Annotated in this window: 24 protein-coding genes; 11 read left to right on the top strand and 13 right to left on the bottom strand. The window is 58.6% G+C overall.

Going from position 1 to position 21,561, the window contains the following annotated elements:
* Nucleotides 1–16: 16 nt before the first annotated feature.
* The 5 genes from B9Z42_RS13075 to B9Z42_RS13055 all read right to left on the bottom strand — a co-directional run bounded on the left by B9Z42_RS13075 (nucleotide 17) and on the right by B9Z42_RS13055 (nucleotide 4,089).
* A complete protein-coding gene (locus tag B9Z42_RS13075) occupies nucleotides 17–895 on the bottom strand; it encodes a LysR substrate-binding domain-containing protein (RefSeq protein WP_100133846.1) in 879 nt (292 codons plus the stop codon).
* Nucleotides 892–1,737, bottom strand: coding sequence for a formyltetrahydrofolate deformylase (purU, locus tag B9Z42_RS13070; RefSeq protein ID WP_100133900.1), 846 nt, complete (start codon nucleotides 1,735–1,737; stop codon nucleotides 892–894). The genes B9Z42_RS13075 and purU overlap by 4 nt, the downstream gene beginning before the upstream one ends.
* A 75-nt stretch (nucleotides 1,738–1,812) precedes the next feature.
* Entirely contained in the window at nucleotides 1,813–2,094 is a 282-nt protein-coding gene (locus B9Z42_RS13065) for a DUF3567 domain-containing protein (RefSeq protein ID WP_100133845.1), read from the bottom strand.
* Nucleotides 2,095–2,153: 59 nt separating this feature from the next.
* Entirely contained in the window at nucleotides 2,154–3,293 is a 1,140-nt protein-coding gene (locus B9Z42_RS13060) for a DUF3108 domain-containing protein (RefSeq protein WP_100133844.1), read from the bottom strand.
* Nucleotides 3,294–3,312: 19 nt separating this feature from the next.
* A complete protein-coding gene (locus tag B9Z42_RS13055; RefSeq protein WP_100133843.1) occupies nucleotides 3,313–4,089 on the bottom strand; it encodes an IclR family transcriptional regulator in 777 nt (258 codons plus the stop codon).
* Nucleotides 4,090–4,169: 80 nt separating this feature from the next.
* On the opposite strand from B9Z42_RS13055, the gene B9Z42_RS13050 reads away from it, so the two are divergent.
* Nucleotides 4,170–5,180, top strand: coding sequence for a fumarylacetoacetate hydrolase family protein (locus tag B9Z42_RS13050; protein WP_100133842.1), 1,011 nt, complete (start codon nucleotides 4,170–4,172; stop codon nucleotides 5,178–5,180).
* Between the two features lie 44 nt (nucleotides 5,181–5,224).
* Here B9Z42_RS13050 and B9Z42_RS13045 read toward each other — a convergent pair whose 3' ends face one another.
* The 4 genes from B9Z42_RS13045 to B9Z42_RS13030 all read right to left on the bottom strand — a co-directional run bounded on the left by B9Z42_RS13045 (nucleotide 5,225) and on the right by B9Z42_RS13030 (nucleotide 8,657).
* Nucleotides 5,225–5,638, bottom strand: a complete 414-nt coding sequence (locus B9Z42_RS13045) for a VOC family protein (protein WP_100133841.1) — start codon at nucleotides 5,636–5,638, stop codon at nucleotides 5,225–5,227.
* 44 nt (nucleotides 5,639–5,682) lie between these two features.
* Nucleotides 5,683–6,051, bottom strand: coding sequence for a hypothetical protein (locus B9Z42_RS13040; RefSeq protein WP_100133840.1), 369 nt, complete (start codon nucleotides 6,049–6,051; stop codon nucleotides 5,683–5,685).
* 15 nt (nucleotides 6,052–6,066) lie between these two features.
* Nucleotides 6,067–6,441, bottom strand: a complete 375-nt coding sequence (locus B9Z42_RS13035) for a TraR/DksA family transcriptional regulator (RefSeq protein ID WP_100133839.1) — start codon at nucleotides 6,439–6,441, stop codon at nucleotides 6,067–6,069.
* Between the two features lie 104 nt (nucleotides 6,442–6,545).
* Nucleotides 6,546–8,657, bottom strand: coding sequence for a TonB-dependent receptor (locus B9Z42_RS13030; RefSeq protein ID WP_100133838.1), 2,112 nt, complete (start codon nucleotides 8,655–8,657; stop codon nucleotides 6,546–6,548).
* Between the two features lie 129 nt (nucleotides 8,658–8,786).
* Here B9Z42_RS13030 and B9Z42_RS13025 point away from each other — a divergent pair, with 129 nt between their 5' ends.
* From B9Z42_RS13025 to B9Z42_RS12985, 9 genes are all read left to right on the top strand, one after another.
* Nucleotides 8,787–9,533, top strand: coding sequence for a c-type cytochrome (locus B9Z42_RS13025; RefSeq protein WP_143474095.1), 747 nt, complete (start codon nucleotides 8,787–8,789; stop codon nucleotides 9,531–9,533).
* The gene (locus tag B9Z42_RS13020; protein ID WP_100133837.1) at nucleotides 9,530–10,864 is read left to right on the top strand and encodes a c-type cytochrome; all 1,335 of its coding nucleotides are present in this window, start codon (nucleotides 9,530–9,532) and stop codon (nucleotides 10,862–10,864) included. The genes B9Z42_RS13025 and B9Z42_RS13020 overlap by 4 nt, the downstream gene beginning before the upstream one ends.
* 25 nt (nucleotides 10,865–10,889) lie before the next feature.
* Entirely contained in the window at nucleotides 10,890–11,255 is a 366-nt protein-coding gene (locus tag B9Z42_RS13015) for a DUF2946 family protein (RefSeq protein ID WP_100133836.1), read from the top strand.
* A gap of 139 nt (nucleotides 11,256–11,394) precedes the next feature.
* Entirely contained in the window at nucleotides 11,395–13,509 is a 2,115-nt protein-coding gene (locus B9Z42_RS13010; protein WP_100133835.1) for a TonB-dependent receptor, read from the top strand.
* Nucleotides 13,510–13,597: 88 nt separating this feature from the next.
* Complete coding sequence (locus B9Z42_RS13005; protein ID WP_233203646.1) at nucleotides 13,598–14,116, top strand: YcnI family protein; 519 nt, start codon at nucleotides 13,598–13,600, stop codon at nucleotides 14,114–14,116.
* A 103-nt stretch (nucleotides 14,117–14,219) separates the two neighbouring features.
* Entirely contained in the window at nucleotides 14,220–14,702 is a 483-nt protein-coding gene (locus tag B9Z42_RS13000) for a copper chaperone PCu(A)C (RefSeq protein ID WP_100133833.1), read from the top strand.
* A gap of 34 nt (nucleotides 14,703–14,736) precedes the next feature.
* On the top strand, nucleotides 14,737–15,246 hold the full coding sequence (locus B9Z42_RS12995) for a copper chaperone PCu(A)C (RefSeq protein WP_100133832.1): 510 nt from the start codon (nucleotides 14,737–14,739) through the stop codon (nucleotides 15,244–15,246).
* A 62-nt stretch (nucleotides 15,247–15,308) separates the two neighbouring features.
* Nucleotides 15,309–16,040, top strand: a complete 732-nt coding sequence (locus B9Z42_RS12990) for a PhaM family polyhydroxyalkanoate granule multifunctional regulatory protein (RefSeq protein ID WP_100133831.1) — start codon at nucleotides 15,309–15,311, stop codon at nucleotides 16,038–16,040.
* Nucleotides 16,037–17,329 (top strand): FIST N-terminal domain-containing protein, encoded by a 1,293-nt coding sequence (locus tag B9Z42_RS12985; protein ID WP_100133830.1) that lies wholly within the window; start codon nucleotides 16,037–16,039, stop codon nucleotides 17,327–17,329. The genes B9Z42_RS12990 and B9Z42_RS12985 overlap by 4 nt, the downstream gene beginning before the upstream one ends.
* A 27-nt stretch (nucleotides 17,330–17,356) precedes the next feature.
* Here B9Z42_RS12985 and tgt read toward each other — a convergent pair whose 3' ends face one another.
* From tgt to B9Z42_RS16140, 3 genes are all read right to left on the bottom strand, one after another.
* Nucleotides 17,357–18,547 (bottom strand): tRNA guanosine(34) transglycosylase Tgt, encoded by a 1,191-nt coding sequence (gene tgt / locus B9Z42_RS12980; protein ID WP_100133829.1) that lies wholly within the window; start codon nucleotides 18,545–18,547, stop codon nucleotides 17,357–17,359.
* A gap of 10 nt (nucleotides 18,548–18,557) precedes the next feature.
* On the bottom strand, nucleotides 18,558–19,655 hold the full coding sequence (gene queA, locus B9Z42_RS12975) for a tRNA preQ1(34) S-adenosylmethionine ribosyltransferase-isomerase QueA (protein ID WP_100133828.1): 1,098 nt from the start codon (nucleotides 19,653–19,655) through the stop codon (nucleotides 18,558–18,560).
* Between the two features lie 84 nt (nucleotides 19,656–19,739).
* Nucleotides 19,740–20,429, bottom strand: a complete 690-nt coding sequence (locus B9Z42_RS16140; RefSeq protein WP_143474094.1) for a hypothetical protein — start codon at nucleotides 20,427–20,429, stop codon at nucleotides 19,740–19,742.
* A 91-nt stretch (nucleotides 20,430–20,520) separates the two neighbouring features.
* Between B9Z42_RS16140 and B9Z42_RS12970 the strand changes: the two genes are divergently transcribed.
* The gene (locus tag B9Z42_RS12970; RefSeq protein ID WP_100133827.1) at nucleotides 20,521–20,769 is read left to right on the top strand and encodes a helix-turn-helix domain-containing protein; all 249 of its coding nucleotides are present in this window, start codon (nucleotides 20,521–20,523) and stop codon (nucleotides 20,767–20,769) included.
* A 7-nt stretch (nucleotides 20,770–20,776) separates the two neighbouring features.
* On the opposite strand, the gene B9Z42_RS12965 is transcribed toward B9Z42_RS12970, so the two are convergent.
* The gene (locus B9Z42_RS12965; RefSeq protein WP_100133826.1) at nucleotides 20,777–21,514 is read right to left on the bottom strand and encodes a hypothetical protein; all 738 of its coding nucleotides are present in this window, start codon (nucleotides 21,512–21,514) and stop codon (nucleotides 20,777–20,779) included.
* Between the last annotated feature and the right edge of the window lie 47 nt (nucleotides 21,515–21,561).

The following is a 21,561-nucleotide window of genomic DNA, read 5'->3' as shown; positions in this document are numbered from 1 at the left end:
TGAAAAGGTTTTGCTTTCAGGGCACAGCCTTTTGCAGCCATTCTGCGAATGCCGCGCATTCCCAACGGTCCAAGGCGCCCGTGCGCCAACAGAGGTAATGACCATGTGGGCTCGGCACTTGGCGCGGAAAGATTCGCACCAGTGTGCCGTTTTCAAGCCACGGGGTGCCAAGCTTCAAACGCACCAAACCTATGCCCAAGCCTTGCGCCGCGGCATCGCACATCAAACCGATGTCGTTGAAGCTGCTGCCATCAATCGGCTCAGGCCAATCGAGCTCGTGTGCGGCAAACCAAGTGCGCCATGGTTCCAACGGACTGCGCAACAGGGTGGCATCGGCCAAGTCTTCGGGCGTTTCAAACGGCCCATGCTCGCGGATGTAGGCGGGTGAGGCCATGGGCGTCACGTCGTCTTTCATCAGGCACACATGCTCGACGTCAGCATAGCGGCCGGTGCCAAAGCGGATGGTCAGGTCGGCGTCTTCAGCCACCACGTCCAACAGCGGAATGCTCACTTGCAGCGTGATGTCAATCTCGGGGTAAGCCTCGGCAAATTGGCGCAAGCGTGGCATCAAGATGGAACGGGCGAAAGTGGGCGTCACGGCCAAACGCAGTTTGCGTTTGCTGTTGTTGCTGTTGCCGTCTTTGCCGGGGAATCGCTCAAGAATAGACAAGCCTTCGCGCACATGCGCCAAGTACTCGCTGCCCTCGGTGGTCAGCGAAAAATCGGCGCGACCAAACAACTTGACGCCCAGCAATTGTTCCAATTGCTTGACACGGTGGCTCACGGCGCTGGGCGTGACACACAGCTCCTCAGCCGCCTGCGTGACCGAACGAAGCCGTGCCAAAGCCTCAAACGTGAGCAAGCACTGAATAGGCGGGATGCGGTTGGGGCTCATTTAAAGATCACGGTCTTGTGACCGTTGATCAGCACGCGGTGTTCGCTGTGCCACTTGACGGCGCGGGCCAGCACTTGGCTCTCGGTATCCCGGCCTTGGGCGGTGAAGTCTTCCACGGTTTTGCTGTGATCCACGCGGGCCACGTCTTGCTCAATTATGGGGCCTTCGTCCAAGTCTGCAGTGACGTAATGGGCGGTGGCGCCAATCAGTTTCACGCCGCGGTCGTGCGCTTGGTAATAAGGCTTTGCACCTTTGAAGCTGGGCAAAAAACTGTGGTGAATGTTGATGGCGCGACCGGCCAACTTTTTGCACAAGTCATCGCTCAAGATTTGCATGTAACGCGCCAGAACCACCAGCTCCGCACCCTCAGACTCGATGATCTCGAACTGCTTGGCTTCTGCCTGAGCTTTGGTGGCCGCCGTGACGGGGATGTGGTGAAACGGTACGTTGTAGCTGGCCGCGAGTTGGTAGAACTCCCGGTGGTTGCTGACAATGGCGCGAATGTCCAAAGGCAGCAACCCGCTTTTCCAGCGGAACAGCAGGTCGTTCAGGCAATGGCCCTCTTTGCTGACCATCAACACCGTGCGCATGGGCTGGGTGGTGTCGTGCAGGGTCCATTTCATGCCGAAGGTCTCAGCAAGGGTGGCCAGTTGGGTGCGTAAATCGGATTGACCCACCGCGCTGCAGGCAAATTGCACGCGCATGAAGAACAGACCCGTGTCGGGGTCGTTGTACTGGGCGGCTTCTTCGATGTTGCCTTGGCGTTCCAACAAAAAGCCAGAAACGGCGTGCACGATGCCCTGACGATCAGGGCAAGACAAATTCAGGATGTAAGCGGTCATGCCGTCGATTGTAGATTTGGCGTGTGCATGACTAGGGGCGCTCAAAGCGCCCCTAGTCATGGATGGTGAAAAGCCTCAATGCACCAGCACCCGGTTTTGTGCCAACTCGGCATAGCCCGCCAAGGTGTCTTCCACCTCTTCTTGGGTGGGCGAGTTTTCTTGCCATGCCCGCAGGTGGGCTTGGAACTGTTCGGCCCATGAGCCTTCTAAGAACAACTCCTTGCCCGTGCGCTTGTCCACAATCTCAAAGCCGTGGCGCGCCAACACAGGCACGTCAGGGCGAACAGGCACCAGCGCCTCGTCTTGCACCTGCAGATGCATCACGGAGTAGGTGTCAGAGTTGTAGAGCATGTCCATGGCGGGTCTTTCGAGAAATCAAATCACACCCCTAGGATATCGGATTCAAACGTGCAAATTCAAGGCGTGGGCTTTTCAACACTTTTCAGCGCCTGGTCAATCCAGTCGCCGTTGGCGTTGGTGACGCGCAGGCGCACGGGCAGATAACCCAAATCGGGGGCCAGCCACACCTCGATGCGCTGGTCAAACTCGCGGCGCGGACTGCGGTTGAGCTTGACGGTCATCACATTGCCATAGGGCAATGGCAGCATTTCTTCTTTTTCCACACTGAATTGCCACACCTCCGCCTCGCGCTGCGACACCGTCTGAAATGACAGCATGGTGCCCGTCGGATACCGCTCAGGGTCGCCCGCCAGCAACGCGCCGAGCTGGATGATCACGCTCAAGCGGTCTTGCGCGCCTTTGAGCAGGGGGACGCTGGGCGAGTTGGCGCTGAAGCTGATGATGTTTTTGTCACGCTGAAAATGCGCCGCTAACTCGCTGCGTGTTTTGTCGCCAAAGCGTGTTGGCATCAAACCCTCCGGCCCTAAGGTGCCGGTGCTGGTTTGTGTGCGCGAGCCCACCAAAAACGCACTCACCTCCAAACGAGCGTCGTAGCGCTGGCCGTCTTGCTGCCACAGCAACTCGCCATTGGCCCAGTAAGTGAGCCCTTTGGCTTGGCCTTGCATTTTGTAGCTCAGCACGGCGGAGGCTGGGGCTTTGAAGCTGGTGGTCACCGTCAAGTTGGAGGCGTCGGGTGCATCAGGTGCCGCACGTTTAAAAGGCGGCAAATCGACGGCGGAGGCGCTTCGGGCGGGGAGGGCAACGGGGGCGGTCAAGTCGGCCAGTTCTTGAGGTGCGGCCAAGGGCTGCGTGTCTGGCTTGGCGGGCGCCGTTGGCGCTGGGTTCGGCGTCGTGGTGTTGTACTCTGGTGACGTGTTTTGTTCTTTGGGGTCGATCGGGTCTGGCGCTGGTTTGGGCAGATCGGTCGGTGTGCGCACCGCTCGGTTGGGCTTCACGGTTGGCACTTGTGCAGCGCGTGGCGTGCTGGTCTCGATGGTGCGTGTCACCATGGCTTGGGGGCGCAGGGTTTGCCGCTTTTCGGGTGACCACCACAGCGGTGCGCCTGCGAGCAGCCACCAGTGAACAAAAACCACAGCCAGCACCAGCAGGGTCGCGTGTGAGCGCTTGAGGTAGGGGTAGGTGGGCGTGGTCAACACGGTGGCATGAATCCGCGTGTCAAGCTGCGTGGTGCCCTAATTCGGCGGACAGCAATTGCGCGGCTTGGCGCAATGCTTGGGCGGGCGCGCCGTCCCAATCGGCTTCAAAGTTCGAGGCGGGGCCCAGCGACACCATGCCCAGCACCAAGTGGCCGTCCGAGTCGAACACGGGGGCACAAAAGCCCACCACGCCCGGCAGCAGTGCATCGACCACGCGGGCGATGCCCCGTTGACGCACGTCGTCGAACATGGCTTTGGCCTCGGCTTGGGTAGTGGGCACATCGCGGCGTTTCATTTTTTGCGCGTTGGCGATTTCGGTTTTCAGCATCGGTCCCGTCAGGTCTTTCGGCATGTAGGCGGCAAAACAGCGACCTGTGGCCGAGGTGAGCAAGGGCATCACGTCGCCCAAACGCAAAATCGTCATGGCGTGCGGCGACTCTTGCCAGTGGATGATGGTGGGGCCTTGGTTGCCCCACACGGCCAACGCCACGGTGTGCCCGATTTGCGTCATCAAGGCGGGCATCCGCTCGCGCGCCAATTTGACGGGGTCGAGGCGCGACAACGAGGCCAGGCCCAGTTGAAGCGCTGCGGGGCCTAAGTCGTAGCGTGTGCTGGCCCCGTCTTGCTGAACCAACCCCAAACGCTGAAAACTCACCAAGTAACGGTGGGCTTTGGCGGCGCTCATTTGGGCCGCAGCCGCCAAATCGCGCAGCATCAACGGGCCCTCAGCTTTGGCCAGCACGTCGAGCAGTGAAAAGCCGACTTCGACGGATTGAATGCCTGCCCGTTCTTTCATAAAAGCCTCAAGGTTGAATTTGGAATTATGATTAAGTAAATCAATTCATCAATGCGTAATTTTGCCTGAGGACAACACCCATGAAACTGGCCACCTACAAAGACGGATCACGCGACGGCCAACTTGTGGTGGTGTCGCGTGATTTGAGCACCGCGCATTATGCGACGGGCATCGCCACGCGCTTGCAGCAAGTCTTGGACGACTGGGACTTTCTAGCCCCCCAGCTGCAAGACCTTTACGACACCTTGAACCACGGCAAAGCCCGTCACGCTTTCCCGTTCGACCCCGCGCTGTGCATGGCGCCGTTGCCCCGCGCTTACCAATGGGCCGATGGCTCGGCCTACATCAACCATGTGGAGTTGGTGCGCGCCGCGCGCAAAGCGGAAGTGCCAGCCAGCTTTTACACCGACCCCTTGATGTACCAAGGCGGCAGCGATGACTTCATCGGCCCCAAAGACGACGTGGTGTGTGCCAGCGAAGCTTACGGCATCGACTTCGAGGCCGAAGTGGCGGTGATCACGGGCGACGTGCCCATGCGCGCTACGCCCGAGCAAGCGCTGGGGCGCATCCGCTTGGTCATGCTGGCCAACGATGTGTCGTTGCGCAACCTGATTCCCGATGAATTGGGCAAAGGTTTTGGCTTTGTGCAAAGCAAGCCCGCCACCGCATTCAGCCCCGTGGCGGTGACGCTCGACGAGCTGGGTGACGTGTGGGACAAAGGCCGTTTGCACCTCACCGTGCAGTCCACATGGAATGGCCGCAAAGTGGGCATGTGTGATGCAGGGCCCGACATGACGTTTCACTTTGGACAGCTGATTGCCCATGTGTGCAAAACGCGCAACGTGCGAGCCGGCTCCATCATTGGCAGTGGCACGGTCAGCAACCAAGGTGTCGAGGTCAAGGGTAAAAAAGATTGGCCCAAAGGCTACAGCTGCATCGCGGAAAAGCGGGCCATCGAAACCATTTTGGACGGCAAGCCCAGCACCGATTTCATGAAGTTTGGCGACACCATTCGCATCGAGGTCAAAGGCAAAGACGGCCAAACCGTGTTTGGCGCGATCGACCAGAAGATCGTCGAACTCGAGGCGTAATTCAAAGCGCAAGCGTCAGGGGCGAGCCCTGGTCGCTGCGTGCTTTAGGCGCCGTAAATGGTCGCCAAGTCGGCAAACCCTTTGATTTCCAAGGGGTTGCCGAAGGGGTCTAAAAAGAACATGGTCCACTGCTCGCCGGGCTGACCGGCAAAGCGCAAATGCGGTTCTAAAACAAAGGCGGTGCCAGCCGCTTTGAGGCGCTCGGCCATGGCCTGCCAGTCGGCCAAGTTGAGCGCCAAACCAAAGTGCGGCATGGGCACCAATTTGCCGTCGACGCGGCCTGTGTTTTGGGTTTTCAAAGGCTCGCCCAAATGCAGCGAGATTTGATGGTCATAAAAGTCAAAGTCTACCCATGTGTCCGTGCTGCGACCCTCGGTGCAGCCCAGCAAGTCGCCATAAAAATGGCGTGCGGTGTTGAGATCTGTGACGTTGAAGGCGAAATGAAATAGGCTACGCATACCCAAAAGCATAGCAGCAGCCCGTTGCCGTGTCAGCGTATGGTTTATTGCGTGACGGCGTTTCCTGCCATGCCATCAAACTTCTTGAAATATTGACGCGCCATCGCCACGACTTGGGAATCTGTGGGGTGGTCGCTGGCCACGCTGTCGACCACATGCAGGCCCGTGTGGTGTTGTTTGCACCAATCTCGAAATTCGTTGCGGGCCAAGCCAGGGCCCGTCAACAACACCTCGTGCGTGCCCACCAAGGCTTTGGCAATGGCTGCGTAAAAGATGGGCGTGTCCAGCGGCTTGCCTTGGTGCTTGTGGTGGCTGCGTGATTTGACGCGCTGCGCCTCGGCGTGCTCGCGGTCAAACATCAGCACATGGGCTTCTTGGTAATCCATCCAAACGACGGCGTGAAAAGTGGTCATATAAAGCTTTCGGGTTTAAGTTCGGTGTGGTGGCGCTTTTTCTTGGGCTTCTTGGCAGCAGATGCAACGTGCCGCCTCAGGCCAGGCTTGCAAGCGTGCGACAGTAATGGGTTGGTTGCATGCCGTGCAGATGCCGTAGGTGCCTACGGCCAAGCGCTGCAGGGCGTCGTCGATGTGGGCGAGTGCCAAGGTTTCGTGTTCGCTCAAGGCCAGTGCGATGTCGTGCTGGGTGATGGTTTGGGCATGGGAGTCTTGCGTGGGCGCAAATTGTTCAGCGGCCACCTCGGCGCGGCTTTGTAAGCCACCACGCTGTTCTGCAATGCGTGCCAAAACTTGCGTGCGTAACGCTTCGAGCGTGCGTTGGATGCGGTTCATTTCGGTGGGGTCCATCAAAGCTCCTTGGTTGGTCGCTTGATGATGTGCGCAATACCTTGGACGCACTTGATGCAAATCAACACATCTGCGATCAACTTGATCGCGCTGTCCGGCGTTCGTCAAAAGCGCACGCGTGTGTTGAGACGCCAAGTGCGGGGCACGGCGGGGTGAACGTGTCTGTCCAGCACCGGCGCTGCTTCGCCAGCCAGCTGGGAGCTGTAAGCGTATTGGATGTCGTTGTTGGTGCGGTTCCACACATTCAGCACGTCCAGCGACACGTCGGTATTGAGGCTGACGTGGCGTGTGAGGCGCAGGTTGCTGCTGATGTTGGCTTGGGAGCGCATGCTGTTGTCGGCCAACAACGCCGCTGGACCGATGTAGCGCCACGTCATGCTGGCAGACCAAGGGCCGATCTGACGCCACGCGGCCGATACATGGCCAACGCGCTGGACAGCGTTGGGGATGAATCCCCCTTCAGGGCTTGCATCGCTGTACCGTGGACGGGTCCAAGCGAGGTTGGCATCCAATCCAAATCGGGAGGAGGGTGCCCAGTGGTTGCTCCATTCCACGCCTTGGCGTTGGCTCGGGCGACCGGCTTCGGTGGTGCCCGCGTCGCCCACGTAAGTCAGCTCGGCGTCAAAGCGCAGGCGCCACAGGGCGACGCTTGTTTGCAGTGCCTCGCTAACTTGGCTGCGCAGGCCGATTTCGTCGCCACGCGAGCGCGTCAAGCCCGAGGCGGGCATCGCCGTTGACGAGGCGCTGGGACCTGTGCCGCGCGCGTCGTTGCTGTGAAACCCAACACCGCTGTTGATGAACAACTCGGTGCGCGCCCACGGCCCCAGCACGACCGAGAGTTTGGGGGAGAGTTGGTGGCTGTGGCTACCAAACCCTGAGTCGGTGGTCAAACGCGTTCGCACCTGGGCTTGCCACTGATCCACGCGCAAGCCCGCGACCGTGCGCAGCCAAGACGTCCATGGCGTGTCGTTTTGGGCGTAGAGACCGGTCAGGGTTTGTGTCACATCGTCGTCGCGCACGGTGGCGGTGACGGTACGTTGCGTGGTGTTGAACAGGCTCGCGCGGATGCGGTCTTGGCGCAGTTGTAGGCCAACCGTGTTGACTGCAAATCCGTGGCCTAAGCCGTCCACCACCCAGGAACGAAACAGTGTGCCGCCCAGCACTTGGCGTTGGTCGCGTTGGGCAAATTGATCGCTGTTGCCGCTGCCGTTTGAGGCGGTTTGGTAGGTGAAGTTGGAATACAGGTCGAGGTCGTATTGCAACGCATACCAACGCAGTTGTGTGGCGCCACGGTCGTCGCGCTGGTGCCACTCGCCCGACACGCTGGTGCGTGAGGTGTGGGCACCGTCGCTGGGGTCCAGCGTGTCAAAGCGACCAAAGGCTTGGCCCTGCAAGCTGCCCGCGTCGAGTAAGCGTTGTGGCACTTGGTCGGTGGAGGTCCAATGTGCGTTAAAGGCCGAGAGGCTGATTGAGCTGCCTTCTGCCGTCGTGCCGCTGCTGAGCGTGAGCAATGCGTTGCGTTGGCGTAAGCCTTGGGGCGTGCGCCAAGGCCCGTTGTTGTTCAGGCCTTCCACGGCGGCCAGCAGGTGCAGTGCTTCGCCCACGTCAGTGGAGCCTGCGGCCACGCCGCGTTGGTAGCCGTGCGGACCCAGCGTGAAGTCGGTAAAGGGTTGCGCGATGCGCGTGCGATAGACCACGTTGGCAGAACCAGCCGAGGCAAAGTCGCCATCGCCTGCTGCGTAAGGGCCTTTGCGGTAATCCACGCGCTGGACCAACTCGGGGATCAAAAAGTTCAGATCTGTGTAACCGTGCCCGTGTGCGTGGGTGGGTAAGTTCACGGGCACACCGTTGACGGTGGTGGCGAAATCGCTGCCGTGGTCGAGGTTGATGCCACGCAAGAAATATTGGTTGGCCTTGCCGTCCCCCGAATGCTGGGTGACCACCATGCCTGGGATGTGCTCCAGCACTTCGGCGGGGCGTTGCAAGGTGCGGTTGTTCAGTTGCGGCGCACCGATCGTGCCTTGCGAGGCGGCGTCGCTGCTGCCCAGTGGGGTGCCCTCGTTGGGCCCAACCACGTCGATCTCGGGCAGCACCGTGTGCATCAGCGATGTGGCATGCAGGCCATCGGCGTTGGCGCTCAGTGCGACGCAGGCACAAACGATCGCACCAAGTGTGTGCAATCGCAGGCGTGGTGCGTGGCGTATTGGGGCGTTCATGGGTTGATTTGGTGCGCTTTGGTGCTGTGGTGTTTCAAAACAGGGCGTGGTGTGAGACTGCGTTTGCAAAACCTATGCCGATGTTTGGGGTCGCATGGCGTCTGGGCTGCCATCTGAAAGAATAGGGGCATGAAATTGATTTGGTTTGCCGCTCTGTGCGGCTTCATGAGCACCACCGTACAGGCGTTTGACACCAGCATGGCCGAGCGCACGCGGGCCTGCACTTACTGCCATGGCGAGCAGGGCAAGGCAGGGCCCGACGGCTATTACCCTCGTTTGGCGGGCAAGCCAGCGGGGTATTTGTTCAACCAGCTGCAAAACTTTCAGCAAGGCCGCCGCCAGTACGACTTGATGGCGCGCTTGATCGATCCCTTGCCCGAGGCCTACTTGCGCGACATGGCCCAGTATTTCTCCAGCCTCAAGGTGCCTTATCCCGCCCCCACCTTGAGTGCAGCCAGCGTGCCCCCTGCTTTGCTGGCGCGCGGACGCGCACTCACCTTGGAGGGCGATGCGGCGCGTGGTGTGCCCGCCTGTGCGTCGTGCCACGGCGCGCAACTGACCGGCGTTGCACCCAACGTGCCCGGCCTGTTGGGCCTGCCGCTGGATTATTTGAACGGCCAACTCGGTGCTTGGCAATCGGGCCAACGCCGTGCCCACGCACCTGACTGCATGGCGCGAGTGGTGAAGCGCTTGAACTCTGACGACTTGATGGCTGTCGCACAGTATTTGGCACGCCAGCCCTTGCCTGCCGACACCTCCCCGGTGACTTTGACCGCCCTACGCGCAAGCTGGACACAACGCCCCGTCTCAGGCGATTTGGTCACCCAAGCCAGTTGGACCTGCGGCAGTGCGCCTCTGAAGGGAGCCCAGCCATGAAGCGCGCATGGATTGTGTTGTTGGCGGTGTGTGTGACCCTTGCCGCTTGGGTGGTGTGGGACAACTTCGCCGATGGTGTGGACACACGCGATGAGGCGGTGGCGGTATCTGCTGACCCGACACAATGGCAGTCAGACCGCATAGCGCAAGGCGCTTACTTGGCGCGCGCTGGCAATTGTGTGTCGTGTCACACCGCCCCAGGGCAAGCGCCCTTTGCGGGAGGCCGCGTGTTGGGCACCCCATTCGGCAAGGTCTACGCCAGCAACTTGACCCCCGATTTACAGACCGGTTTGGGCACGTGGAACGCGCAGCATTTTTGGCGCGCCTTGCACCATGGGCGCTCCAAAGACGGTCGTTTGCTGGCGCCTGCGTTTCCCTACAACCACACCAGTTTGGTGACTCGTGCCGATGCCGATGCGCTGTTCGCCTATTTTCAAAGTTTGGCCCCCGTGGCCAACGCCGTGCCCGAGCATGCGCTGCGCTGGCCGTTTGGCACGCAGCCCGCGTTTGCGGTGTGGCGCAGCTTGTATTTCAAGCCCGCCACGTTCAAGGCCGACGCACAGCAGTCCCCCGCTTGGAATCGTGGCGCGTACTTGGTGCAAGGCTTGGGGCACTGCGCGGCTTGCCACAGCGCGCGCGACAGCTTGGGTGCCAGCGGCGAGTTGGACGACCTGAGCGGTGGCTTAATGCCCGGTGCCAATTGGTACGCGCCGTCGTTGTTGAACGCCCAAGAAACTGGATTGGCCACCACCCCGTTGGCCGATATCGTGCGCTTGCTGAGAACCGGCAGTGCCCCTAAAGCGTGGGTGAACGGCCCCATGGGGGAAGTTGTGCAAAACAGCACGCAGCATTTGACCGAGGCCGATTTGCAGGCCATGGCCACCTATTTGCAAGCGCGTGCGCAAGTGGCCGCGCGTGAACCCAGCGAACCGGACGCGCCTGTGCTTTCGCGCAAAGTCAGCCTGCGCAGCGCTCAAAATGGCGCTGCCATTTACAAAGACCAATGTGCGCAATGTCACGGCGATCAAGGCCAAGGGCAGGCTGTTGCGCTGGCCGATGGCACACGCGCCATGGCCTATCCGCCGCTCGCGGGTAACCGCGCCGTGGTGATGCCGCAACTCAGCAACTTGGTTCAAAACCTCACGTACGGCGGCTTCTCGCCCGTCACCCATGTGCAATCGCAGCCCTTTGGCATGCCGCCCTTTGTGCTCACCCTCAGCGACCGCGACATGGCCGATGTGCTGACCCACATTCGCCAGCAATGGGGCAACACGGGCGCGAATGTGACCGAGTTTGATGTGGGGCGCGTGCGGGTGCTGCAAGCGCATTAAAAGCGCACCGCTAGAATCTGTGCCCATGCAACACCTCCGCAACGCCCTCAACGTCACCCGCCTCGTGCTGGTGTGGTTTGCGTTGTCGGTCGGTGTGGCCATTGCATCGCCCATGGTCCACCCGCAAGCGATGGACTTGGTGTGTACCAGCACCGGCAGCATGAAGCTGGTGGTGCAGGGCGACGATGCCGATGTGGCCGCCACCAACCTCACGTTGGATTGCCCGTTGTGTGCCTCTCTTTCAGCGCCGCCTCCTGCGTTGAACACCTCGCTCAAGCAGCCTGCGCCTTCTGCGCTGGCCCATGCGCTTGAGCCTCTCGCAGCGGCACACATTGCCTCTGTCACCTCCCCGCCGATGCCCTCGCGCGGGCCACCTGCACTTTCACTCTGATGTTTTAAGCGGGTCAAGGCGTTGAGCTTTGGCTTAGTTGGTTGGCTTTTTGCTGCGCCGAGGCGTATGCATGGGGCCGAAATATCTGAGGCGTTGCCGTCACTTATGTAGTGAGCCGTGCGCGCATTGAAAGTCATTCATGAAACACACGCATTTTTCTCTGTCACCCCTCGCCCTTTCTTTGGCGTTGGCCATCTCAACGGGCGCCCTGGCCCAAACGAATCAAGACAATTCTTTGAACACCGTGGTGATCACGGGCAAGGCGGACTCGCTGACGCAAAGCAGCATTGAAACTGCCAAGGACAGCGTCAAAGCCATTCCCGGTGGCGCTTCCATCGTGGACTTGAACCAAGTGCGCGAAGGTCGCCAATCGACGTGGAGCGACAGCTTGGGGCTGGCACCCGGCGTCTTCATTCAAGATCGCTTTGGTTCTGAAGAGGCGCGCATCTCTATTCGGGGTTCGGCGCTGAGTCGCACGTATCACAGCTTCGGCACGAAGGTGATGCAAGACGGCGTGCCGATCAACTACGCCGATGGTTTCTTTGACATGCAAACCGTTGACCCCAATGCGTCACGTTATGTGGAAGTGTTACGTGGCCCCAATGCCACCACCTATGGCGCAACCACCTTGGGTGGGGCCATTAACTTTGTTGCGCCTACAGGCTATAGCAGCCCTGGTAGTTTGGTGCGAGCCGAGGTGGGTAGCTTTGGCTACAACAAGGTGTTTGGCGCCACGTCAGGTGTTGCCAAAGCCGAGGCATCAAGCGGCAATGTGTGGGACTACTACGTGGCGGGCTCGCAAACCCAACAAAATGGTTTTCGCGATCATGCCGACATGGAAAACCAAAAAATCTTGGGCAACTTTGGTGTCAAGGTGAGCAAGGACATCGAGTCGCGGTTTTATGTGGCGGCCGTGCGAAGCCGTACGCAGCTTCCAGGCTATTTGACGAAAGATGAGTTGGCGGCTGACTCCTCCATCGCCAGCAGCCAAACCACGAACAGTGGGACGGTTTACCCCTTCCGCGTCGAAGCTAACCGTCGCCGCGATGTGGATGCGCAGCGCGTGGCCAACAAAACCTCTGTGCGCGATGGCAACACCATTTATGAGTTCGCTGCCTATGCCATGAACTACAGCTTGTGGCACCCCATCGATGCCATCGTCGAACAAAACGCCAAGACCTTGGGTGGGCATTTGAAGGTCACACGACTGTTGGATCAACACCAAATCAGCGTAGCCTACTTGCCCAGTACGGGCTCAACCCAAGGCACCTCCAAGCCGTCTAACAACCAAGGCGCAGCCACGGGGGCGGCCACATCCCGCTACGACCAGCAGTCTAAAAACGACAGTTTCTTCATCGAAGATAAGTACAAATCGTCAGACCGCACCACTTGGACAGCAGCCCTGCAATATGACCGAGCCAACCGCAAGGTGTCGGACACGATATTGGCCTCCAACAATTACGACTACACCTTCAGCCAATGGAGCCCACGCGTGGGTGTGACGCACGATCTGTCGGCAGCGCAGCAAGTGTTTGCCAGCATCAGTCGCAATTTTGAAGCGCCCATCTTTGGCACGGCAGGCACCCTCAACCAAGCGTTCAAGCCACAAGCGGGAACAACCTTTGAGGTCGGCACGCGCGGAGAGGCACAGCAAGGGGCGCATCGGTTGGGTTGGGATGTCACCTACTACCGCGCCAATTTGCAAAATGAGTTTCTCACGGCCTGTTCAAACGCGAACTGCACCACCTCCACCACCACCAACGTGCCCAAAACGATGCACCAAGGCCTGGAGTTGGGTGTGAGCCATGTGTTCGACAAAGCTGTCGATACCCGCATGGCGCTGCTGTACAGCGATTTCCGATTTGTGGACAACCCGACCATGGCCAACAACGTGTTGCCAGGCTTTCCGCCTGTCATCGTGCGCGGTGAGGTGCTCTACCGATTTGGGGCCGAAGTGAGTGGCAAACCCCGGACTTATGTGGGGCCGAAATTTGAATGGGTGCCACGCAAAGCGCCCATGGATTACGCCAACACGGTCTACAACGACAGCTATGCAATTCTGGGGTTCAAGGCGGGGCAAGCCATCGATAAGAAATGGTCTTGGTTCTTGGACGCACGCAATTTGACGGGCAAAAAATACGCCGCTACCACCAACATCGCGGCCAACTACACAACCGTTCCTGGGGATGGTCGACGCTATTACCCAGGTGACGGCCGCTCTGTTTACGTTGGCGTAGAGGCTAAATTTGATTAATCCATGAAGGCTTGCATTGAGGTCAATGCAAGCCTTTGTTGAGTCATGAGGTGAAAAAATGAAGTGTCAATTTCGTTCCGTATTCGCGATGGTTTCATGTCTGATGGGCGCACTATCGCCTGCGCTGGCCCACGTTGTTTTGTCCGAGCCCAAAGCCATCGCCGGCAGCTACTACAAGGCCACACTTCGCGTGGGTCACGGCTGCAATGGCTCTGCCACCAATGGACTCATCGTTCAAATACCCGCTGGGTTTCAAGGCGCCAAGCCGCAGCCCAAAGCGGGCTGGACCCTTGCAACGCGCAAAGCCAAACTTGCCACACCGTACAACAGCCACGGTAAAACCGTGACCGAAGACGTGGTGGAGCTGCGTTGGACGGCTGCCAGCAAAGAGGCCAATTTGCCTGATGAACAATTCGATGAATTTGCGTTCATGGGACGTTTGCCTGACGCCGTGGGCCCCTTGTGGATCAAGCTGTTGCAAACTTGCGAAAGTGGTCAGACCGAGTGGTCAGAAATTCCAGTTAGCGGCACATCCACACGTGGATTGAAGTCGCCGGCTGCGCTGCTGGACATACAAGCGGCGCCCAAACATGAGCATCGTCATTGATCAACATGCTTTCCCCATCCATTTATTGATGGACTTAACCCATCCTCAAAAATCCACGTTTAGATTTTTGAGGGTATTTGCACGTCGTTTCAAGGAGTTCACTATGAAAGTCAATCAACTCAGCGCCCTCGCGCTGGCCGTTTGTTTAGGTGGTTTTGCGCAAGGCGCCATGGCGCATGCCCTGAAGTGTGGTGACCTCAATGTGGCACACCCTTACGCCATGCCAACCTTGGCGGGAAGCAAGGTGGGTGCTGCCTATTTCATCGCCATCAAAAACAATGGCAAAGAGGCGGACCAGTTGGTGGGTGCCAAAAGTGATGTTGCTTCTTCGGTAGAAATTCACGAAATGTCGCTGGACAACAACGTCATGAAAATGCGTGCAGTGCCAGAGGTGCAGTTGCCAGCGGGCTATGAGGTCACGTTCAAACACGGACAAGCCAACGGCTACCATTTGATGTTGATCGACCTGAAAAAACCGCTCAAGCAGGGCGACAAATTTCCAGTGACCCTTAAATTTAACCGTGCGGGTGAGTGTCAGGCAGACGTTTGGGTTGAAGCCCCTAAGCCTGATGCACACAAGCACTGAGTCAATTGATCCATCCAACCACCCGGTAGACCCCATGAAATTCTCTAACCACCTCATCGCCGCCGCACTCACAACCTTGTGTGCTGTCAGCGCTTACGCGCAAAACGTGACCGTTACCGACGCATGGGCGCGAGCCACGGTGACGGGCCAAAAAGCCACGGGCGCGTTCATGACCCTCACCGCCAAAGACAACGCCAAACTGGTGGGCGTGAGCAGCCCCGTGGCGGGTGTGGCCGAAATTCATGAAATGAAGATGGACAAAGACGTGATGAAGATGGCGGCATTGCCCAACGGCCTTGATCTGCCCGCTGGCAAAGCCGTGGCCTTGAAGCCCGGCAGTTACCACGTGATGCTGATGGACTTGAAGGCCCCGTTGGTCAAAGACAGCACTGTTCCTGTGACGCTGACGTTTCAAGATGCCAAAGGCGTGAAGTCCAACGTTGAGCTGAAAGTGTTGGTGGGCATGCAGCCACCCGCGATGCCCAGCCATGACCACAGCACGCACAAGCACAGCGAACACAAACACAGCGATCACAAGCATTGAGCTGTCAGCCAAAGCTTGCTTGGGGTTTTGGTTTAATGGGGTGACATACACAGGAGACTGCCATGGCCCACCCCGCCGGTTTTGATTTCACCCAGTTCGTACCGGGCTTTGATTTTTTGAAGAACCTCACGCCGGGTGGAGCTGCGGCTTCAGCAGCATCCGCAGCTACCCCGGGCTGGGTCGCGCCCACCTTGGACCCCGAAGAATTAGAAAAGCGCATTCAAGAGTTGAAGACGGTGCAGTTCTGGCTCGAGCAAAACGCCAAGGCCGTTGGGGCGACCATTCAGGCGCTGGAAGTTCAGCGCATGACCTTGGCCACCTTGAAAGGCATGAACATGAGTTTCAACGACTTGGCTGAGTCGCTGAAAGTCAAGCCTCAGGCGACGACCGCGGCATCGCCTTTTACTTTCACATCGGCACCAGAAGCGGCTACAGAACCGGCGCCGCAAGCTGCAGCGGCTCCCGAACCCGAGCCAGAGGCCAAACCGCAAGAAGGTCAAACTAAAGCGGCGGGTATTGACCCTGCGCATTGGTGGGGTGCGCTGACGGATCAGTTCCAAAACATCGCCAAGCACGCCATGACCGACATGGCCCAGCGTGCCAGTGCACACACCAACGCTAGCGCAGCAAAGACCCCGTCTGCGAAGGCCGCCACCTCACCTAAAGCGAAGACCAAGCCAGCGGCGAAGCGTGTGCGCAAACCTGCGGCGAAGCGAGCGAGTGCTGCCAAGCCCGCAGCAAAAACAGCTACAAAAACCGCTGGCACACGCAACAGCAAACCGGCCGCACGATGAAGCTCTTTCCCTATGGTCACGCCACGCACCCGCAATGGCAAATGGCGGCTGGCTTGGTGCTGGCGCAATTGCGTGCCCACATGGCACTGCCCGACTACGCCTCTGCGCCGCACTTGGGCTTGCTCTACATCACGGACCGCTACGCCTCCGAAGCCGCCAACATCCTGTCGTTCTTGAGTGCTGAGTTGCCCGAGGTGACCGACTGGTCAGGCACGGTGGGCGTGGGTATTGCGGCCAACAACGTGGAGTACTTTGACGAGCCCGCTTTGAGCGTGATGTTGTGTGACATTGCGCCCGAACACTACCGTGTGTTCAGCGGCGTGGCCCCGCTCGCGCATGCCGGCACAGGTAGTTTGCGCGGCAGCCATTTCGAGCCGCACACCGCGCTCTTGCATGCCGATGCGCAGACGCCTGATATGCCTGAGCTGATTGCCGAGTTGGCGCAACGCACGGCCAGTGGTTATGTATTTGGGGGGCTGGCATCCAGTCGCACAGATGTGGTTCAGTTTGCGTTGAATGGCGACGGCAATGTGGCCGGTCAAGGCCAAGCCACAGGGGTGTTTCATGGCGGTTTGAGTGGTGTGGCGTTTGATGCTGAGGTGGCCATGATTTCGCGCGTCACGCAAGGGTGTGTGCCGGTGGCCAAGGTGCACACCATCACTCGCGCCGATAACAATGTGGTGCTCACGCTGGACGGTGAGTCAGCGATGTCGGTTTTAGAGCGCGACCTGCAAATCAACATCGCCGATCGACAGACGGCCATCCCGAAGGTGCGTTCGACCTTGGTGGGCCTTTCTGCCGCACAAGACGCCCCAGGCCACCCCGCCATCAAGCGCACGGGCGAGTTTGACGAGGCGGTGTTGGTGCGTCACATCATTGGCATTGATCCTGATAAAGAAGCGGTGGCCGTTGGCCAGCCTGTGGAGGCGGGCATGCGCTTGACGTTTTGCCAACGTAACGCCGCAGCTGCACGCGCCGATTTGACGCGCATCTGTGCGGAAATACGCGAGGCTCTAGAGCCCGAAGAAATGACGGCGGAGTTGGCCGGCGTTTTGAGCGCCGAGACTTCGGCCATGCCGCATCCGGCGCGGCGCATGGCGGGTGCCATTTACGTCAGTTGCGCAGGGCGTGGTGGTCCGCATTTTGGCGCGCCCAGTGCCGAGATGCACATCGTGCGTCGTGCTTTGGGCGATGTGCCTTTGGTGGGCTTTTTTGCTGGGGGCGAAATTGCGCACCAAGAGCTGCACGGTTACACCGGCGTGTTGACGGTGTTCACCACGGAGGCGTGATCGCCGTTTAGCCCCTCGCGGCGCGGTTTACACGCCGCGTGCGCGATCTGCTTTGAACTGGGCTCGGAACGTACCAAATTGGCCCGCGTCCAAAGCCTCGCGCACCTCGCGCATCAGGTTGAGGTAGTAATGCAGGTTGTGCACGGTGGCCAGCATAGGGCCGAGCATCTCGCCGCAGCGGTCGAGGTGGTGCAAGTAGGCTCGGCTAAAGCCACCACTCGTTGTGCCGTCAGGTCGCGTGTGGCCTGCGCAGGCATAGCACGTACATGTGCTGTCCAGCGGACCGTGGTCGGCTTTGTGGCGGGCGTTGCGAATTTTCAAATCGCCGAAACGAGTGAACAAAGTGCCGTTGCGCGCGTTGCGTGTGGGCATGACGCAGTCAAACATGTCCACGCCATCGGCCACGCCTTGCACCAAGTCTTCGGGGGTGCCCACGCCCATCAGGTAGCGCGGCTTGTGCTCGGGCAAACGGTGTGGCGTGTGCGCCATGATTTCTAGCATTTCGTCTTTGGGCTCGCCCACGCTCACGCCGCCAATGGCGTAGCCGGGGAAGTTCATGTCCACCAGTGCGTCCAGCGACTCTTGGCGCAGGTTGGTGAACATGCCGCCTTGCACGATGCCAAACAGCGCATTGGGGTTTTCTAAGCGCGCAAATTCGTCCTTGCTGCGCACGGCCCAGCGGCGGCTCATTTCCATCGACTTGCGGGCTTCTGCTTCGGTGGTGAGATGGCCTTTGGTTTCGTACGGCGTGCACTCGTCCAGCTGCATCACGATGTCGCTGTTGAGCGTGGTTTGAATTTGCATGCTCACCTCGGGCGACATGAACAGCTTGTCGCCGTTCACGGGCGATGCAAACGTCACGCCTTCTTCGGTGATCTTGCGCATCGCGCCGAGTGACCACACCTGAAAACCACCGCTGTCCGTGAGGATGGGTTTGTTCCAACGCTCAAACTCGTGCAGGCCACCAAAGCTTTGCATCACGTCCAGGCCGGGGCGCATCCACAGGTGAAAGGTGTTACCCAAAATGATTTGTGCGCCCATTTCTTCGAGGCTGCGAGGCATCACGCCTTTGACGGTGCCGTACGTGCCCACGGGCATGAAGATGGGCGTTTGCACCACGCCATGGTTGAGCGTGAGTGTGCCGCGGCGTGCGTGGCTGCCCGCATAGCTGCCGTCGGCGGCAGGGGCGTCTTTGGTGAGAGCGTCAAACTTCAACATGGTCGGTCTTTCAAGCGGTTCTTGATGCGGTGGTTTTCTCTAACAGCATGGCGTCACCGTAGCTGAAGAATCGGTATTGGTTGGCAATCGCGTGGCGGTACAGCGCGTGCATGTGCTCAAAGCCTGCAAATGCGCTGACCAACATGAGCAAGGTGCTTTTGGGGAGATGGAAGTTGGTGATCAGCACATCCACCACTTGGTACTTAAAGCCTGGCGTGATGAAGATTTGTGTGTCGCCACTGGTCAGCCCACTTTGCGCCCAGCTCTCCAGTGTGCGCACGCTGGTCGTGCCCACAGCCACCACGCGGCCACCGCGTGCGCGGCAGTCGGCAATGGCTTGCACGGTTTCGGGCGGGATGTTGTACCACTCGCTGTGCATGCGGTGCTCGGCCAAGTTCTCGGTCTTCACCGGCTGAAACGTGCCTGCGCCCACATGCAGCGTCACGCTGGCGCGTGTCACACCTTGAGCCTCTAGCCCTTGCAATACGCCTTCGTCAAAGTGCAGTGCGGCCGTGGGTGCGGCGGCGGCGCCTGGGTGTTTGGCAAACACGGTTTGGTAACGGCGCTCGTCCTCGGCTTTGTCTTCAGCAGTTTCGTGCTGCGCGTCAGACGTGTTTTGGTGACGTTCAATGTAGGGCGGCAGCGGCATGTGGCCGTGGCGCTGCATCAGCGTGTGCGGCTCGTCGCTGAGCTTGAAGCGAAACAGTTGTCCGTCTTCGTTGGGCCAGCGGCCCAAAAGCGTGGCCGTGAAGCCGCCATTGCGCAAACCACCGGCCATGACCATCACGGCACCGACCTGCGGCTTTTTGCTCACTTTCATGTGCGCCACCACCTCGTTGCCTGTGAGCACGCGCTCGACCAAGAGTTCGAGCTTGCCGCCCGTGGCCTTTTCGCCAAACAAACGGGCTTTGACCACTTGGGTGTCGTTGAACACCAGCAAGTCGCCAGCTTTGAGGAGGGAGGGGAGGTCTTTGAACGTGCGGTCGACCAAGTGGGCCGAGCGGCCATCGAGCAAACGAGAGGCGCTGCGTTCGGCGGTGGGGTGTTGGGCGATCAGCGTCTCAGGCAGAAGGAAATCGAAATCGCTGAGGGTGTAGGTGTGAAGCATGCGCTTGAGGGCCGGACGGGCCCGTTCCAAGTAAAAACAGCCGTGATTTTCGCACGGCTGTTTTGGGGTCTTTGCCGCTTGGCCTTAGTTCATAACTAAGTGCGTGGTTGATCCGTTTGCAAATTGAACATCAATAGAGATAAGTGTCAGGCTGCCATCGGCAGCGACGCGGAAGCGCTGTTGTTGCGTTTGCTCAAGTACGTTGGATGTTGTGTAGTACTTCAAGACGAGATTTGCAATTGCTGTTGTTGCTGTATCTGGTTCCATGACGAGGGTTGCGTCTTGCCGTCCTCTTGGGGTAACTTTGGAACTGCTCGCGTATCTGTTTGCACTTCCCACCGTAGCGACATCACTAACTTTTGCCGCTGTTGGTAGTGCGGGCGTACCAGTCCAAACTGCGTAATCCCCATCAACCGCCGAATATCCCAAAGGGCGGTAGTTTGAGTCGTAGTAGTCAATTGCGGTGTCAACGGAGGAGGCTGGGCTGCAGTTAGTAAGGGTCATACTGGTCGCGTTGTTGCTAGATAGGGCTACTGTGTTTTCAAATGTTGCCCCAGTTGTTGCTGCACCTTGAGTGACTGTGTATGTGCCTGAGCATGAACCACTAACTGTCAGCGTTTTTGTATAACCGTTGGCAATTAAACGTGTCCATCCAGATTGGATGTCAAAGCTGTTAGCTGATACAACGGGCCCGTTCGAACCATCACCTCCCCCGCCACCGCATGCCATCAAGGTCAAAGTTGATAAAAGAGCCAAAAATTTAACAATACGCATAAAAACCCTTAGTTGACGAAATTTGTCTGTTTGATTTTATATGTGAATTAGTGTGTATGTGAATTAGGCATAAATTGGGACATTCCCATGCGTGAAACCTTCGCTCCAACAATCTTTTGGTCAATGCGTGCGTGCCTTGCGGCAAGCGCAGGGGCTGACGCAGGTCGAGTTCAGCGAAAAGTGTGGTTTTTATCAAACCTACCTCAGCCGCATTGAGAACGGGCAGGCGAACCCCACCCTCAATGCGATGGAGGTCATCGCGGTGGGGTTGGGGCTGACGGTGTTTGAGTTGTTTGAGCGGGTGCGCGATGTGGCGCAGGTTCAACCGGCGAAGGGTTGATTGCTCGTTACTTGGCGGTGGCTCTGAAACCGCCTGGCTGCTCAATGTCGTAAGAGCGGAGTGTCATTGTGTTGGCTGGTGTGACGACGTATCGGTACTGTTCTGTTTGGATGACAGGGGCCGCCAAATAGTCAGTTGCAGAGACGGATGTGTTGGTGTCGTAAGCCGTGACGATCAGATTAAAGACGACGGTGGTTGCCGTGTTTTGCTCGATGCTGTAGCGCCATTCTTCTACGCCTGCTTTTGTGCTTAAGTCGGTACTTGTGTAGTTGTCTAGCACGCCAATTAATCCGGTGTGGCCTACTTTTGCTGCCGACGGGAGGTTGGCAGGTAAGCGCCAGACGCTGGATGCGTAGCCATAGTCGTATTTGAAATTCGTGAGTTTTGAATTTTGATAGTCGAAGTAATGCACGGAGGTGACGTAATGGGGTCCTTGTTGACTCATGAATTCAGGGCTACATACCTCGTAAAGTCCGTTGATGGTGGATAAGTTGTAGCGATCAGTGTCAGATAAATAGGTGGCCGCCGTGTTGGAGATGATGTAGGTCCCCGAGCATGACCCACTGACCGTCATTTGTTTGGTGTTAGGCACTAAGTTGAATTGGGTCCAAGCGGTGGAAATATCAAAGCTTTTGGCGGAGGTCGCTAGTGCGCTGGGGTCTTTGCTGGCCCAGTCTTCGCCGCCGCCGCAGCCGTTTAAAACGAACAAGGCCGATAAAGTGAAGGTCCAAATTTTGTATTTCATGACAATAATGTAGATTTTTAGAATTAAATATAGGCAACAATTGTTTC

Source organism: Limnohabitans sp. B9-3, from assembly GCF_002778325.1.
Classification (GTDB): Bacteria; Pseudomonadota; Gammaproteobacteria; order Burkholderiales; family Burkholderiaceae_C; genus Limnohabitans; species Limnohabitans kasalickyi.
This window is presented reverse-complemented; position numbering and strand designations above follow the sequence as displayed.

Excerpts from the sequence above, each read along its gene's own strand:
- B9Z42_RS13075 (WP_100133846.1), bottom strand. The coding sequence starts at position 895 with ATGAGCCCCAACCGCATCCCGCCTATTCAGTGCTTGCTCACGTTTGAG.
- purU (WP_100133900.1), bottom strand. The coding sequence starts at position 1,737 with ATGACCGCTTACATCCTGAATTTGTCTTGCCCTGATCGTCAGGGCATC.
- B9Z42_RS13065 (WP_100133845.1), bottom strand. The coding sequence starts at position 2,094 with ATGGACATGCTCTACAACTCTGACACCTACTCCGTGATGCATCTGCAG.
- B9Z42_RS13055 (WP_100133843.1), bottom strand. The coding sequence starts at position 4,089 with ATGAAAGAACGGGCAGGCATTCAATCCGTCGAAGTCGGCTTTTCACTG.
- B9Z42_RS13050 (WP_100133842.1), top strand. The coding sequence starts at position 4,170 with ATGAAACTGGCCACCTACAAAGACGGATCACGCGACGGCCAACTTGTG.
- B9Z42_RS13045 (WP_100133841.1), bottom strand. The coding sequence starts at position 5,638 with ATGCGTAGCCTATTTCATTTCGCCTTCAACGTCACAGATCTCAACACC.
- B9Z42_RS13040 (WP_100133840.1), bottom strand. The coding sequence starts at position 6,051 with ATGACCACTTTTCACGCCGTCGTTTGGATGGATTACCAAGAAGCCCAT.
- B9Z42_RS13035 (WP_100133839.1), bottom strand. The coding sequence starts at position 6,441 with ATGGACCCCACCGAAATGAACCGCATCCAACGCACGCTCGAAGCGTTA.
- B9Z42_RS13030 (WP_100133838.1), bottom strand. The coding sequence starts at position 8,657 with ATGAACGCCCCAATACGCCACGCACCACGCCTGCGATTGCACACACTT.
- B9Z42_RS13025 (WP_143474095.1), top strand. The coding sequence starts at position 8,787 with ATGAAATTGATTTGGTTTGCCGCTCTGTGCGGCTTCATGAGCACCACC.
- B9Z42_RS13020 (WP_100133837.1), top strand. The coding sequence starts at position 9,530 with ATGAAGCGCGCATGGATTGTGTTGTTGGCGGTGTGTGTGACCCTTGCC.
- B9Z42_RS13015 (WP_100133836.1), top strand. The coding sequence starts at position 10,890 with ATGCAACACCTCCGCAACGCCCTCAACGTCACCCGCCTCGTGCTGGTG.
- B9Z42_RS13010 (WP_100133835.1), top strand. The coding sequence starts at position 11,395 with ATGAAACACACGCATTTTTCTCTGTCACCCCTCGCCCTTTCTTTGGCG.
- B9Z42_RS13005 (WP_233203646.1), top strand. The coding sequence starts at position 13,598 with ATGGTTTCATGTCTGATGGGCGCACTATCGCCTGCGCTGGCCCACGTT.
- B9Z42_RS13000 (WP_100133833.1), top strand. The coding sequence starts at position 14,220 with ATGAAAGTCAATCAACTCAGCGCCCTCGCGCTGGCCGTTTGTTTAGGT.
- B9Z42_RS12995 (WP_100133832.1), top strand. The coding sequence starts at position 14,737 with ATGAAATTCTCTAACCACCTCATCGCCGCCGCACTCACAACCTTGTGT.
- B9Z42_RS12990 (WP_100133831.1), top strand. The coding sequence starts at position 15,309 with ATGGCCCACCCCGCCGGTTTTGATTTCACCCAGTTCGTACCGGGCTTT.
- B9Z42_RS12985 (WP_100133830.1), top strand. The coding sequence starts at position 16,037 with ATGAAGCTCTTTCCCTATGGTCACGCCACGCACCCGCAATGGCAAATG.
- tgt (WP_100133829.1), bottom strand. The coding sequence starts at position 18,547 with ATGTTGAAGTTTGACGCTCTCACCAAAGACGCCCCTGCCGCCGACGGC.
- queA (WP_100133828.1), bottom strand. The coding sequence starts at position 19,655 with ATGCTTCACACCTACACCCTCAGCGATTTCGATTTCCTTCTGCCTGAG.
- B9Z42_RS16140 (WP_143474094.1), bottom strand. The coding sequence starts at position 20,429 with ATGCGTATTGTTAAATTTTTGGCTCTTTTATCAACTTTGACCTTGATG.
- B9Z42_RS12965 (WP_100133826.1), bottom strand. The coding sequence starts at position 21,514 with ATGAAATACAAAATTTGGACCTTCACTTTATCGGCCTTGTTCGTTTTA.